Source organism: Glycomyces sp. YM15 (genome assembly GCF_016918015.1).
Classification (GTDB): domain Bacteria; phylum Actinomycetota; class Actinomycetes; order Mycobacteriales; family Micromonosporaceae; genus Glycomyces.
In genome coordinates this window covers 1-12,830 of record NZ_JAERMK010000002.1, presented here as the reverse complement: position 1 = coordinate 12,830, position 12,830 = coordinate 1, and the positions used below count along the sequence as shown (strand labels likewise).

Sequence of the window (12,830 nt, the reverse complement as noted above, 5' to 3'; positions counted from 1 at the left end):
CCCTCTCCCTACAGGTATTCGGGGCCGAACGCACCTGGGAGCAGGGCCCCCACGGTGGTCGGCTCCTGCGCGGCGTCCACCAGGCACTCGGCGCCGCCGTGCTCGTAGAGGAGCTGTCGGCACCGGCCGCAGGGGGTGAGGGGTTGTCCTGCGCGGTCGACGCAGGCGATCGCGACCAGGCGCCCGCCGCCGGTGGCCGCGAGCTGGGAGACCATGCCGCACTCGGCGCACAGGGTCAGGCCGTACGAGGCGTTCTCGACGTTGCAGCCGGAGACGATCCGGCCGTCGTCGACGAGACCGGCGACGCCGACCGGGAACTTCGAGTACGGGGCGTACGCGCGGCGCATGGCCTCGCGAGCCTTCTCGCGCAAGGCGTCCCAGTCGATGTCGGCCATCACTACTTGTCCCCCGGGTTGTACGGCACGCCGTCGGCCGCGGGGGCCTTGGCCTTGCCGATGAGCCCGGCGACGACCACGAGCGTGACCGCGTACGGGAGCATCTGCAGGAACTCGCCGGGGACGACCGAGCCGCCCGAGGCGTCGAGGTCGCGGGCGACCTGCGTGGTGAAGCCGAAGATGAGCGCGCCGGCGAGCACGCCGAGCGGGTTCCAGCGGCCCACGATCATGACGGCGAGCGCCACGAACCCGAGCCCGGCGGTCATGTTCTTGCTGAACGCCAGGGAGTTCGCGATGGTGAACCAGGCGCCGCCGAAACCGGAGATGAGACCCGCGAGGGTGACGTTCCAGTACCGGAGGCGGTTCACGTTGACGCCCATGGAGTCCGCGGCGGCCGGGTGCTCGCCCACCGCGCGGGTGCGCAGGCCCCAGCGGGTGCGGTAGAGCAGGAACCAGACCACGGCCACCAGAACGAGTCCGATGTAGACGAAGATCTTCTGGTTGAAGAGGACCGGGCCGATCACCGGGATGTCCGCGAGCGGCCCCCACGAGATGGTCGGGATCGAGAAAGCGCTGTTGAGGCCCTCGGCCTTCTTGAGCTGGTCGTACATGAAGCTGGTGAAGCCCAGCGCCAGCAGGTTGAGGATGACGCCGACGACGACCTGGTTGACCTGGTACTTGGTGGCCAGGAGGGCGAGCAGCATCGTCGAGAGGAGACCCGCGACCATCGCGCCGACCATGCCGGCGTACACGTTCCCGGTGATGTTCGCGACCAGGACGCCGGTGAAGGCGCCCATGAGGAACTGGCCCTCGATGCCGATGTTGATGACGCCCGAGCGCTCGCACACGACGCCGGAGAGGGCGCCGAACAGGTAGGGGAGCGAGAGGAACAGCGCCCCGGCGAGGATCGACTCGGCCCGGAACACGGTGCCCGGCTGCGAGTAGGCCCAGATCAGCAGGCTGAACACGAACGCGGTCACCGCGATCGCGGAGACGAGCTTGAAGCGGCGCTTCGGGACCCCCGCGAGCATCCAGGCGCCCGCAGCGGCCGTGAGCGCGCCGAGGATCGCCATCACGACGGTGGTGGGCATGGCCCACTCGGCGTCGGTGAGGGTCCGGTCGAACCTGACCAGGGTCGTGTCGTCCCCGCCGACCACCGCGAACGCGACGATCAGCACGAAGAGGCCGAGCGCGGCGAAGACGGCGCCCGCCTTCGCGTAGCGGACCGGGACGCTCTCGTCGACGAGCGCCGGTGAGGCGGTCATGGTGTCCACTGCCATGGGGCTCACCAGCCTTTCGCTTCGAGGGTGACCAGGCCGCCGCGCGGCGTGCGCAGGTGCAGGATCGCCTTGACCAGTGCGGGAGCGGCGATGAAGAGCACGATCGTCGCCTGCAGCAGCGTGGAGATGTCGACCGGCACGTCCGGCTGGGCCGACAGGGCCCCGGCCTTCAACGCGCCGAACAGGAGCGCCGCCGCGACGATGCCGCCGGGCTTGGCGCGGCCGAGGAGCGCGACGGTGATGCCGTCGAAGCCGTACTCCAGGGCGGTGTTCGTGGTGATGCCAGCGGAGCCGACGCCCAGCGACAGGGCCGCGCCCGCGAGGCCCGCGAGCCCGCCCGCGACGGCCATCGTGGTCGTGTACGTCGAGCCGATGCGCATGCCCGCGGTCGCGGAGGCGTGCTCGTTGAAGCCGACGGCGCGGATGCGGAACCCGAACGTGGATCGCGAGAGCAGCCACCAGGTGAACACCGCGGCGCCGATGCCGATCAGCAGCGCCCAGTTGACGCGCAGGCTCTCGCTGAGCCCGGAGAGGAGCTTCGGCATGACCGCCGACTCGTCCACCGGCTTGGTGATGAGGTCCGTCTTCGTCTCCGAGTGGAGGAATTCGGTGCTGATGGCCCACACCAGGAACAGCGCCGCGATGTTGTTGAGCATGATCGAGGAGATGACCTCGTGGGCGCCCGTGGTCGCCTTGAGGACGCCGGGGACGGCGCCGAACGCGGCGCCCGCGAGCGCACCGGCGATGACCGCGAGCGGCAGGTGGATCACGGCCGGGAGGTCGAGGGCGAAGCCGATGATGAGCGCGCCCATCATGCCGAAGATCAGCTGGCCCTGGGCGCCGATGTTGAACAGCCCGGCGCGGAACGCGAGGCCGACGGCGAGGCCGGTGAAGATCAGCGGGGTCGCGTAGGTGAGCGTCTCGGACAGCGGCCGCAGCAGGTCGCCGAACTCGGCGGTCCCGGCGGCGTACCGGTCGAGCGTGCTCAGGTTGAGGATCGCGCCCTCGAACAGGGCCGTGTAGGACTCGACGATCAGGTCCCGGGAGGCGTACCAGGCGTCCTGGGGGCGGGAGAAGAAGTAGGAGAACGTCGAGCGGGTGTACTCGTCGGAGACGATGAGGAGGATCGCGCCGATGAGGAACGCCAGCAGCAGGGAGTAGATCGTGACCATGACCGAGTTCGCCTCGGTCAGGTAGCGGCCGAAGAGCCGCATGAAGTTCGGCTTCGATTCCGGGGTCTCGCCCGCCTCAGGCTCGTCGGCGGTGGGGGTCTTGGTATCCGTGCTCATCGGTCACCTCCGTTGGCTTCCTCGTCGGTCTGGTCGGCGTCGTCGGGGGCCGGTGCGGTGTCGTCCGCGCCGGCGATGTCGGCGCCGACCATGAGGCGGCCGATGACCGCGCGCGGCGTGTCGGGGGCGACCTCGCCGACGATGCGGCCGTTGTAGATCACGGCGATGCGGTCGGCGAGGGCGTAGATCTCGTCCAGTTCGGACGAGATGAGGAGGACACCGGTGCCGGTGTCGCGCTCGGCGACGAGCCGGGAGTGGATGAACTGGCTCGCGCCGACGTCGACGCCGCGGGTCGGCTGCGCCGCGACGAGGAGCCGGCGGGGCCGGGAGAACTCGCGGGCGATGATGACCTTCTGCGCGTTGCCGCCGGAGAGCGCCGAGACCGGCTCCTCCGGGGACTGGGTGCGGATGTCGAACTCGGCGATCGAGTCGACCGCGCGCTTGCGGACCGCGCCGGCGTTGACCGCGCCGCGGCGGGCGAACGGGGCGTCGCGGTACTGGTTGAGCACGAGGTTCTCGGCGACCGAGAACTCCGTGATCACGCCGTCGCGGCCGCGGTCCTCGGGGATGTAGCCGAGGCCGTCGGCGATGCGGTGGGCGGGGCTCGCGCCGTGCACGTCCTTGCCGTCGATCGCGATGCGGCCCTCGTCGGGCTTGATGAGGCCGAGGATCGAGCGGGCCAGTTCGGTCTGGCCGTTGCCCTCGACGCCCGCGAGGCCCACGATCTCTCCAGAGTGGACGGTGAGTTCGAGTCCGTCGAGGACCTTCACGCCGGCGTCGGAGACGACGGTGAGGCCCTCGATCTCCAGGCGCGCCTCGCCCGGCTCGGCCGGGGTCTTGTCGACCTGGAGGGTGACGGCGCGGCCGACCATCGCGGAGGCCATCTCGGCCTCCGAGGCGGTCGGTTCCAGCTCGGCGACCACCTTGCCGCGCCGGATCACCGTGACGGTGTCCGCGACGGCCTGGACCTCTTTGAGCTTGTGGGAGATGAACAGGATCGACGTGCCCGCCGCCGCGAGGTTCCGCATGATCTGCAGGAGCTCGGTGATCTCCGCGGGCGTGAGCACCGCGGTCGGCTCGTCGAGGATGAGCAGTTCCGTCTTCGGCCCCGAGAGGGCCTTGACGATCTCGACGCGCTGCTGGACGCCCACGGGCAGGTCCTCGCAGATCGCGTCGGGGTCGAGCTTGAGGCCGTACTCCTCGGAGACGTCGAGGACGGCCTTCCGCGCGGCCTTGGCCGAGAGCACACCCAGACCCTGGGTGTGCTCCCGACCGAGCTGCACGTTGTCGGCGACGCTGAAGGGACCGACGAGTTTGAAGTGCTGGTGGACCATCCCGATCCCGGCGGCGATGGCGTCGCCCGGACCTTCGAAGGTGACCGGCTCCCCGTCGATCAGGATCTCGCCGCTGGTCGGCGCCAGGATCCCGTAGAGCATGTTCATGAGCGTCGACTTGCCCGCGCCGTTCTCGCCGAGGACGGCGTGGATCTGGCCGGGCTCGACCACGAGGTCGATGTCGTCGTCAGCGGTGAACGAGCCGAACTTCTTCGTCAGGCCCTTCAGTTCGAGTCGCAAGTGCGTGTCCTTTTGCTTCGATCCGCTCGGTTACTGAGCAGCGGGGCTGGCCGGCGACTCGACGACGAGCGTGCCGTCGATGATCTGCTGGGTCAGCGCCTCGAGCTCGGCCTTGGTGTCGGCGGAGACGGCCGAGTCGAAGTCGTGGAACGGCGCGAGCGAGACACCGTCGTTGGCGAGCGTCCCCACGTAGGAGCCCGAGATGGCCTCCCCGCCGTTGGCGGCGTCGTAAGCGGCGAGGACGGAGTCCTTGACGGCGTTCGCGAGGCCCTTCTCGGCCGAGGTGATGAGCTCGGCACCGTACTCGGTGGACTCGTAGCCGTCGGTGTCGACCCAGATCGCGTTCACGGCGTCGTTCTCCGCGGCGGCGGTCAGCGCGCCGAGGCCCGCGGGGCCGGCGACCGGGAAGATGATGTCCGCGTTCTGCGTGATGAAGGTGTCCGTGGTGCTCTTGCCCGCGGCGGTGTCCTCGAAGCTGTTCAGGAAGGTGCCTTCCTGGGTCTCGGCGTTCCAGCCGAGCAGCTTGACGTCGGTGCCCTTGTCGGCGTTGTGCTTCTCGATGCCCTCGGCGAAGCCGTCCATGAAGATGGTCACCGGCGGGATCTTCATGCCGCCCCAGGTGGCGACGGTGCCGGTCTTGGTCTGCGACGCGGCGACGTAACCGGCGAGGAAGGCCGACTGGGCGGTGTCGAACTGGATCGAGTAGACGTTCTCGACCTCGGAGAAGCCGTCGACCGTGGCGAACGGGATGTCCGGGTTCGCGGTGGCGGCGGTGTTCACGTTCTCGGTCATGAGGCCGCCGACGCCGATGATGAAGTTGCAGCCGTCGTCGACCGAGGCCTGCAGGTTCGGGTCGTAGTCGGTCTCGGAGGACGACTCCTTGAAGTCCACCTTGATGTCGCTGTTCTCCTCGGCGGCGGCTTCCATGCCGGCCCAGGAGGACTCGTTGAAGGACTTGTCGTCCACGCCACCGGAGTCGGTGACCATGCAAGCGAGGAACGACGCGTCGGCGTTGTCGTCGCCGCCGTTCTCGGACGGTGCCTCACCGCAAGCGGCGAGGGCGGCGAGGCCAACGGCGGAAAGACCCGCCAGGGCCAGCTTGAACGGCTTGACAGCCATCTCGGTCTCCTTTGACAATCCAAGGGGTAAGTCGATACCCGCCCCATCATGGCCGCAGTCGGCGGGCTTTGACACCGACCTTGATGATTTCGTTACCGAAACATCCTATGACTGAGACCAGCGGTGAACAGGTGTTTCGTTCGCACTACGGCGCGATTGCAGCTCGCGGGCCCTTGGAGGGTCACAATTCGGTCCTCCGGGCCGGGCGGTCCGCACGCCGTGAAAAGCGCGATCCGCGCCCGTCCTAGGTCCAGAAGACGGCCACGCCGGCGGTGACCGCGATGAGCGCGCCGGTCGTGTAGAAGTGCCCGGCGGCGACCTTCGCGCGCTTCTTCCAGACCGGAATCGCGATCATGACGGCGAGCAGCAGGGCGAGCAGGAACTTCACGCCGAGCTTGGCGTGGTTCGCGTCACCGTCGGCCGCGACGATCCCGTACAGGACGATGCCGGTGGCGAGCTGGGTGGCGATGCCGTAGAGCATCGCGGCGTTGAAGTCGAACTTCTTGGAGAGCAGGGAGACGAGCCAGCCGCCGAAGACGGCGGCGAACCCGAGCAGGTGGAGGTAGCGCAGCAGCAAGTGGACGAATTCCATGCTCAGGAGTATTGCAGAGCAAGGGACCGGCCACGCGTGAGCGCGACCGGTCCCTGGTTCGCTGTCACAGCGGTCGAGTCATGCCGCTCGACCCCGCCGTTCACGACACGCGGTGCGCTCCTGCCGCGGCGCGGGCGACGAAGACCCGCGGTGTCGGCAGGCCCCTCTCGGCGGCGGCCTCGAGCACGGCGGCCTCCACTTTCGCGGCCGCGGTCGACTCGACGAGCGCGATGGCGCTGCCGCCGAACCCGCCGCCGGTCATGCGCGCGCCCAGGGCCCCGGCGCCGAGCGCGGCGTCGACGGCCGAGTCGAGCTCGACCGAGGAGACCTCGTAGTCGTCGCGCAGCGACACGTGCGAGGCGGTGAGCAGGTCGCCGATCCCGGACACGGTGCCCCGCTTGAGGATGTCCACTGTGGCGAGGACGCGGTCGTTCTCGGTGAGGATGTGGCGCGTCCGCCGGTTCAGTCGGTCGTCCTCCAGCGTCGCGTCCCGCGGCGCGTCCCGAAGGAACGGCACCCCGAGCCGCCGGGCGGCCTCCTCGCAGTCGGCGCGGCGCGCGCCGTACTCGCCGTCGACGTGCCGGTGCGGGGCCTGCGTGTCGATCACGAGCATCACGAGGCCCTCGGCGGCCAGGTCGAACGGCACCTGCTCGCGCGAGAAGTCACGGCAGTCCAGGAACATGACGTTGCCTTCGGTGCACAGCAGCGAGGCCGACTGGTCGAGCACGCCCGTGGGCGCGCCGACGTACTCGTTCTCGGCCTTCTGCGCGATCCGCGCGGCCTCGGCCCGGTCGATCTCGTGGCCGTAGAGGTCGGCCAGCGCGATCAGGGTCGCGCATTCGAGCGCGGCGGACGAGGAGAGCCCCGCGCCGTGCGGCACATCGGAGTTGACGGCGATGTGCGCGGGCGCGACCGGGTAGCCCGACTCGTTCATGGCCCAGGCGACCCCGGCGATGTACGCGGCCCAGCCTTCGACGCCGTCGAGGGAGTCGGCGCGGACGGTGTCGCCCTCGCCGTACGTCGAGTGGAAGGCCCACGTCTCGGCCTTGGCGACGGCCGCCGCGGCGTAGTAGGGCAGCGCGAAGGGCATCACGAAGCCCTCGTTGTAGTCGGTGTGCTCGCCGATGAGGTTCACGCGGCCGGGCGCGGCCCAGAGGCCTTCGGGCTCGGCGCCGAACGCGTCCCGGAAGGCCTGCGCGGCGGTCTCGGCGAGTTCGACGGCGTGGAGATCAGGAGTGGGCATGCTGGTAGTACTTCCAGGCGTCGGCGACCATGCGGTCGAGGCTGTCCCGGCTGGGCTTCCAGCCGAGTTCGGTCTTCGCGCGCTCCGAGGAGGCGACGAGTTCGGCCGGGTCCCCGGGGCGGCGGGGCCCGATCTCCACTGGGAAGTCGGTCCCGGTGACCCGCTTGACGGTGGCCACGACCTCCTTGTTGGAGAAGCCGTTGCCGTTGCCGAGGTTGTAGATCTTGTGCTCGCCGGCCTCGGCGGCCTGGAGGGCGAGCAGGTGGGCGTCGGCGAGGTCGGCGACGTGGATGTAGTCGCGGATGCAGGTGCCGTCGGGGGTCGGGTAGTCGTCGCCGAAGAGCCCGAAGGACTCGCGCTTGCCGGAGGCGGCGTCGAACGCGATCGGGATGATGTGGGTCTCCGGGTCGTGGTTCTCCCCGTGCCAGGTGCCCGACCGGTCCTGGTAGGCGCCGACGACGTTGAAGTAGCGCAGGGAGACCGCGGCGAGGCCGTAGGCGATGACCTCGGAGGCGATCGCCATGTCGCTGGAGAGCTTCGTCGCGCCGTAGGTGGAGGTGGGGGCCTTGACGGCCTCCTCCTTGATCGGGACCTCGGTCGGGTTGCCGTAGACCGCGGCGGTGGAGGAGAACACGAGGGTCTTCACGTTCGCCTCGCGCATGGCGTCGAGGAGCGCGAACGTGCCGGCCGTGTTGGCCTCCCAGTAGAGGTCGGGCTTGCTCATCGATTCGCCCGCGGCGATGAGGCCCGCGAAGTGCAGGACCCCGTCGAAGGTGGCGTCGAGGACTTCGCGGGCGTCGCGGATGTCCTTGCGCACCAGGAGGGCCCCGACCGGGACGCGCTCGGCCGAGCCGGTCGAGCAGTTGTCGAGCACGACCACTTCGTGGCCGGCTTCGAGCAGCATCGTGGCGACGATCGAACCGATGTAGCCGGCGCCGCCGGTGACGAGGTATTTCACAATGCTCCCTTGAGGATTGAAGCGGAGGTCTCAGGGCCGAGGTCGTGGACCCAGCCGCCCATGACGGACTCCGATGAGGCCAGGAACTTGACGCGGCCGGGGCCGCGGCGGATGGAGACGAGCTCCAGGCGCAGGCGCCCGAACTCGCGGAGTTCGCCGACGGGGGCCTGGTGCCAGCCGGACATGTACGGCATCGGCTCCCCAGGGTAGGCCGCGTCGCAGCGCTTGAGCAGGTCGAGGTAGAGCGGCGCGAACGAGTCGATGTACGCCTCGGGCAGCTCGGTGAGGTCGGCGAAGCGGGCCTTCGGGTAGACCTGGACCTCGAAGGGCCAGCGCGCGGCGAAGGGCGTGAAGGCGATCCAGTGCTCGTTCTCGGCGATGACGCGTTCGGACCTGCTCTCGGCGGCGATGATGTCGTCGAAGAGGTCGCGGCCCGTGGTCTGCTTGTGGCGCTTGGCAGCGGAGAGGTACTTCTGGGACTGCGGGGTGACGTAGGGGTAGCCGTAGATCTGGCCGTGCGGGTGGTGGAGGGTCACGCCGATCTCGACGCCGCGGTTCTCGAAGCAGAAGACCTGGGCGATGTCGCCGCGGGCGTACAGGTCGGCGGTGCGCTGGGCCTGGGCGCGGATGACGAGGGCGATGCGTTCGGGGTCGAGGTCGACGAGCGAGGAGTCGTGGTCGTCGGAGAAGACGACGACCTCGCAGCGGCCGCTCGCGGGGACCGCGACCTCCATGGCCGCGCCGTCCACCTCGGGCGCGAGCGAGCCGCGGGTCCCGCCGAGGCTCGGACCGTGCTCATGCGTTTCTCCGGCTCCGCCTCCGAAGCTGGGAAAACGGTTCTCGAAGACCGCGACCTCGTAGTCGGGGGCGGGGATCTCGGTGAGCTCGTCTCCGTGGGAGGGGCACAGCGGGCAGGCGACGGGCAGCTGCGGGCGGCCGGAGCGGCCGGCGGAGACCGCCACCCATTCGTCGCGGAGCACGTCGTAGCGGATCTCGCCGGCGCTCATGCGGTCACCGAGGTCGCGCTTGTCGGCGTAGCCGGCGCGGCCGGCCTCGGGCTCGGTCGAGTAGTAGAGGATCTGGCGGCCGTCGGCGAGGCTGCCGGACTCCATGTGGAACGCGGTCATGATCTCTTCTCGGGTGTAGTGCGTTTCCCGTGGCCGTGGTGTTCCGCGGTCGGGACCGGCGCGAGCACGATCTGGTCGACGTGTTCGCGCAGTTGGCGTCGGGCCTCCTCGTCGAGGAGGGAGTCGGTGACGATGACGTCGGCGTCGTCGAGGGAGGCGATGGTGGCGATGCCGACGACGTCGTACTTGGTGTGGTCGGCGACGACCACGAGGCGGCGGCCTTTGGCGGCGAGGGTGGTGACGGTCTCGGCTTCGAGGAGGTTCGGGGTGGTGAACCCGGCCCGCAGGGACATGCCGTGGACGCCGAGGAAGACGGTGTCGACGTTGACCTTCTCGAGGGAGGCCACCGCGAAGGGGCCGACGAGGGCGTCGGAAGGCGTCCGCACGCCACCGGTGAGGATGACGGTCTGGTCGGCGCGGCCGGCGCGGTAGAAGACGTCGGCGACGGGCACGGAGTTGGTGACCACGGTCAGGTCCGGGACGTCGGTGAGGCGGTGGGCGAGGGTCCAGGTGGTGGTGCCGGCGGAGAGGGCGATGGCCTGGCCGGGGCCGACGAGGGTGGCGGCGGCGTCGGCGATGGCCTGCTTCTCGGCTTCCTGGCGGACCTGCTTGACGGCGAAGCCGGGCTCGGTGGTGGAGCCGAAGTCGACCGCGGTGGCGCCGCCGTGAACTTTGGCGACGAGACCGCGGTCGGCGAGGGTCTCGAGGTCGCGGCGGATGGTCATGTCGGACACGCCGAACTCTTCGACGAGCTCCGCCACCCGGACCGCGCCGGTTCGGTGGACGCGCTCGGCGATCCGGCTCTGCCGCTGCTGCGCCAGCATGCCGCCTCCTCATGTTTCGAGAGCATAGTACTCAAGATCCAACACAATTAAACATCAGGATCGCCGGCGCCGCAATACCGGGTGGCCGCCTTCTCGGCGTGGATGTCAGAATCGGTCCATGAGCACTGCCGACCGCAAACCCCGCGTCTTCTCCGGGATCCAGCCCACCTCGGACTCGTTCCACCTCGGAAACTACCTGGGCGCGGTGCGGCAGTGGGTGGCGATGCAGGACTCCACGGACGCGCTCTACTGCGTCGTCGACCAACACGCGATCACCGTCGATCACGACCCAAAGGTATTGCACCAGCGCTCACGCGTGAGCGCCGCTCAACTCCTGGCGCTGGGCGTCGACCCCGAGCGGTGCACGCTGTTCATCCAGTCCCAGGTGCCCGAGCACACGATGCTGTCGTGGATCCTCGGCACGGAGACCGGTTTCGGCGAAGCGTCCCGGATGACCCAGTTCAAGGACAAGTCGGCCAAACAAGAACGCACAACGGTGGGGCTCTTCACCTATCCGATCCTCATGGCCGCCGACATCCTGCTGTACCAGACCGACCAGGTCCCGGTCGGCGAGGACCAGCGCCAGCACCTGGAGCTCAGCCGCGACCTCGCGGGCCGCTTCAACACCACGTACGGCCAGACGTTCGTCGTCCCCGAGCCCTACATCGTCAAGGAGACCGCGACGATCAAGGACCTCGCCGAGCCCGAGAAGAAGATGTCGAAGTCCTCGACCTCCCCGCGCGGCTGCCTCTACCTGCTCGACGAGCCGAACCAGATGCGCAAGAAGATCAAGAGCGCGGTCACGGACTCCGAAGCCGAGGTGCGGTACGACCCCGAGAAGAAGGCGGGCGTGTCGAACCTGATGAACATCTACACGGCCCTGGCGGGCACCACGATCGAGAAGCTCGAGGCCGAGTACGCCGGGAAGGGCTACGGCGACTTCAAGGGCGACCTCGCCGAGGTCGTGGCCGACACCCTCGGTCCGATCGCCGCCAGGACCAAGGAGTACCTCGCCGACAAAGCCGAGCTCGACCGCATCCTCACCTCGGGCGCCGAGAAGGCCCGCCACCTCGCGGCCCGCACGATCGCCAAGGCGTACAAGAAGGTCGGCTTCTACCCGCCGGTGGCGCTTTAGTGGGCCAGACCAGCCCGGCCGCGCCACGGGAGAAGGTCGTCACCGTCGGGGTGGCGATCCCGGTGCCCTCGCCGTGGCGCGAGATCCTCGACGAGGCCCGCATCGCCTCGGGCGACCTGCTCGGCGGGACCGTCCCCGCGCACCTGACGCTGCTCGGGCCCACCGAGATCCCGGCGACGGCCCTGGGGCCCTACCGGGAGCACCTGGAGGGCGTCGCGGCCGCGTGCCCGCCCTTCGACCTGCACCTGCGCGGGACCGGCTCGTTCCGGCCGGTCACCGAGGTGGTGTTCGTGGCGGTGGTCGACGGCATCGCCGTATGCGAGCAGCTCGAGTCGGCGATCTGCCGGGGACCGGCCGGCCGCGAGCGGAACTTCCCGTACCACCCGCACGTGACGATCGCGCAGAACGTCGGCACCGCCGCGCTCGACCGCGCCTTCCAGTCCCTGGCGGGTTTCGAGGCGAAGTTCCTGGTGGACTCGTTCACGCTGTACACGCACCCGAGCCCGGGCGACTGGACCTCCGAGACCCTCACGGGCGCACCGATTCCCTGGACACCGAAGGCGACCTTCCCCCTGACCGCGTAAGCCGGCGAGCGGCCCGTCCGGTTCCGGACTCGCAGCGTCGGCTGCGTGGGGGCCTGCGGGCAGACGACGAGGACCGAGCGGCGAATGCCGGTCGGTCCGTTTGCGTCGCCGATTCGGGTCAGAAGTCGAAGAGGTCTTCGAAGACGCTCTTCTTTTTCTTCTTCTTGTAGTAGTAGTCGTCCTTGCGGCGGTCGTCGTAGTGGTCGCGTCGGTAGTCGTCGTCCCGGCGGCGGTCGTCGTAGCGGCGGTCGTCATGGCGACGGTCGTCGTAACGCGGATCGCGCGGGGGCGGGCCGGCGGGCGCCGCGGCAACGGGCGCACCGGCACCGGCGTGGAACGACTGCTCGAACTTCATCAGGTGCTCGAGCTCGCCGCGGTCGAGGAAAATGCCCTTGCATTCGGTGCACTGCTCCACGACGACGCCGTTGCGCTCGTACTGGTGCATCGGGTTCTGACATTTCGGACAGAGCATCTGCATCATGACAACAACCTATCGTGGATCGTGCATGGATGCCCAACCGGAGCGTGCCTCTCCACCTGAGAGTTCTCTCAGCTGGAACGAGCAGAGGGCCGCGCGGGAGGCCTTGGGTTCTAGGAGTCGTTGCAACACCTTGATCTACAAGGGATTGCGATGGACTTCCAGATCCGTCAGAACCGGACCAAAGCTCAGGGCCCGAGGAAGCTGACCGCGGAGCGGCATGCTTTCCTGC

Annotated in this window: 13 protein-coding genes; 2 read left to right on the top strand and 11 right to left on the bottom strand. The window is 69.2% G+C overall.

What is annotated here, in order from left to right:
* Window positions 1-8 precede the first annotated feature (8 nt).
* The 10 genes from JHY01_RS02685 to JHY01_RS02640 all read right to left on the bottom strand — a co-directional run bounded on the left by JHY01_RS02685 (window position 9) and on the right by JHY01_RS02640 (window position 10,401).
* Window positions 9-395: a cytidine deaminase gene (locus tag JHY01_RS02685; RefSeq protein ID WP_205324066.1), complete on the bottom strand. Its 387-nt coding sequence runs from the start codon at window positions 393-395 to the stop codon at window positions 9-11.
* A gap of 2 nt (window positions 396-397) precedes the next feature.
* Window positions 398-1,675, bottom strand: coding sequence for an ABC transporter permease (locus tag JHY01_RS02680; protein WP_205324065.1), 1,278 nt, complete (start codon window positions 1,673-1,675; stop codon window positions 398-400).
* A 5-nt stretch (window positions 1,676-1,680) separates the two neighbouring features.
* Entirely contained in the window at window positions 1,681-2,964 is a 1,284-nt protein-coding gene (locus tag JHY01_RS02675; RefSeq protein WP_205324064.1) for an ABC transporter permease, read from the bottom strand.
* The gene (locus JHY01_RS02670) at window positions 2,961-4,538 is read right to left on the bottom strand and encodes an ABC transporter ATP-binding protein (protein WP_205324063.1); all 1,578 of its coding nucleotides are present in this window, start codon (window positions 4,536-4,538) and stop codon (window positions 2,961-2,963) included. Before JHY01_RS02670 ends, JHY01_RS02675 begins: the two co-directional genes overlap by 4 nt.
* A 30-nt stretch (window positions 4,539-4,568) precedes the next feature.
* On the bottom strand, window positions 4,569-5,657 hold the full coding sequence (locus JHY01_RS02665) for a BMP family protein (RefSeq protein ID WP_205324062.1): 1,089 nt from the start codon (window positions 5,655-5,657) through the stop codon (window positions 4,569-4,571).
* 244 nt (window positions 5,658-5,901) lie between these two features.
* Entirely contained in the window at window positions 5,902-6,249 is a 348-nt protein-coding gene (locus tag JHY01_RS02660; RefSeq protein ID WP_205324061.1) for a hypothetical protein, read from the bottom strand.
* Window positions 6,250-6,349: 100 nt separating this feature from the next.
* A complete protein-coding gene (galK, locus tag JHY01_RS02655; RefSeq protein WP_205324060.1) occupies window positions 6,350-7,492 on the bottom strand; it encodes a galactokinase in 1,143 nt (380 codons plus the stop codon).
* Window positions 7,479-8,450 (bottom strand): UDP-glucose 4-epimerase GalE, encoded by a 972-nt coding sequence (gene galE, locus JHY01_RS02650; RefSeq protein WP_205324059.1) that lies wholly within the window; start codon window positions 8,448-8,450, stop codon window positions 7,479-7,481. Before galE ends, galK begins: the two co-directional genes overlap by 14 nt.
* Window positions 8,447-9,577, bottom strand: a complete 1,131-nt coding sequence (gene galT, locus JHY01_RS02645; RefSeq protein WP_205324058.1) for a galactose-1-phosphate uridylyltransferase — start codon at window positions 9,575-9,577, stop codon at window positions 8,447-8,449. Before galT ends, galE begins: the two co-directional genes overlap by 4 nt.
* Window positions 9,574-10,401, bottom strand: a complete 828-nt coding sequence (locus tag JHY01_RS02640; protein ID WP_205324057.1) for a DeoR/GlpR family DNA-binding transcription regulator — start codon at window positions 10,399-10,401, stop codon at window positions 9,574-9,576. Before JHY01_RS02640 ends, galT begins: the two co-directional genes overlap by 4 nt.
* Before the next feature lie 118 nt (window positions 10,402-10,519).
* On the opposite strand from JHY01_RS02640, the gene trpS reads away from it, so the two are divergent.
* Complete coding sequence (trpS, locus tag JHY01_RS02635) at window positions 10,520-11,536, top strand: tryptophan--tRNA ligase (RefSeq protein WP_205324056.1); 1,017 nt, start codon at window positions 10,520-10,522, stop codon at window positions 11,534-11,536.
* Window positions 11,536-12,120: a 2'-5' RNA ligase family protein gene (locus JHY01_RS02630; RefSeq protein WP_205324055.1), complete on the top strand. Its 585-nt coding sequence runs from the start codon at window positions 11,536-11,538 to the stop codon at window positions 12,118-12,120. Before trpS ends, JHY01_RS02630 begins: the two co-directional genes overlap by 1 nt.
* Window positions 12,121-12,238: 118 nt before the next feature.
* Here the strand turns inward: JHY01_RS02630 and JHY01_RS02625 are convergent, their stop codons facing one another.
* Window positions 12,239-12,601: a zf-TFIIB domain-containing protein gene (locus tag JHY01_RS02625; RefSeq protein ID WP_240192330.1), complete on the bottom strand. Its 363-nt coding sequence runs from the start codon at window positions 12,599-12,601 to the stop codon at window positions 12,239-12,241.
* Between the last annotated feature and the right edge of the window lie 229 nt (window positions 12,602-12,830).

Excerpts from the sequence above, each read along its gene's own strand:
- JHY01_RS02685 (WP_205324066.1), bottom strand. The coding sequence starts at position 395 with ATGGCCGACATCGACTGGGACGCCTTGCGCGAGAAGGCTCGCGAGGCC.
- JHY01_RS02680 (WP_205324065.1), bottom strand. The coding sequence starts at position 1,675 with ATGGCAGTGGACACCATGACCGCCTCACCGGCGCTCGTCGACGAGAGC.
- JHY01_RS02675 (WP_205324064.1), bottom strand. The coding sequence starts at position 2,964 with ATGAGCACGGATACCAAGACCCCCACCGCCGACGAGCCTGAGGCGGGC.
- JHY01_RS02665 (WP_205324062.1), bottom strand. The coding sequence starts at position 5,657 with ATGGCTGTCAAGCCGTTCAAGCTGGCCCTGGCGGGTCTTTCCGCCGTT.
- JHY01_RS02660 (WP_205324061.1), bottom strand. The coding sequence starts at position 6,249 with ATGGAATTCGTCCACTTGCTGCTGCGCTACCTCCACCTGCTCGGGTTC.
- galK (WP_205324060.1), bottom strand. The coding sequence starts at position 7,492 with ATGCCCACTCCTGATCTCCACGCCGTCGAACTCGCCGAGACCGCCGCG.
- galT (WP_205324058.1), bottom strand. The coding sequence starts at position 9,577 with ATGACCGCGTTCCACATGGAGTCCGGCAGCCTCGCCGACGGCCGCCAG.
- JHY01_RS02640 (WP_205324057.1), bottom strand. The coding sequence starts at position 10,401 with ATGCTGGCGCAGCAGCGGCAGAGCCGGATCGCCGAGCGCGTCCACCGA.
- trpS (WP_205324056.1), top strand. The coding sequence starts at position 10,520 with ATGAGCACTGCCGACCGCAAACCCCGCGTCTTCTCCGGGATCCAGCCC.
- JHY01_RS02625 (WP_240192330.1), bottom strand. The coding sequence starts at position 12,601 with ATGATGCAGATGCTCTGTCCGAAATGTCAGAACCCGATGCACCAGTAC.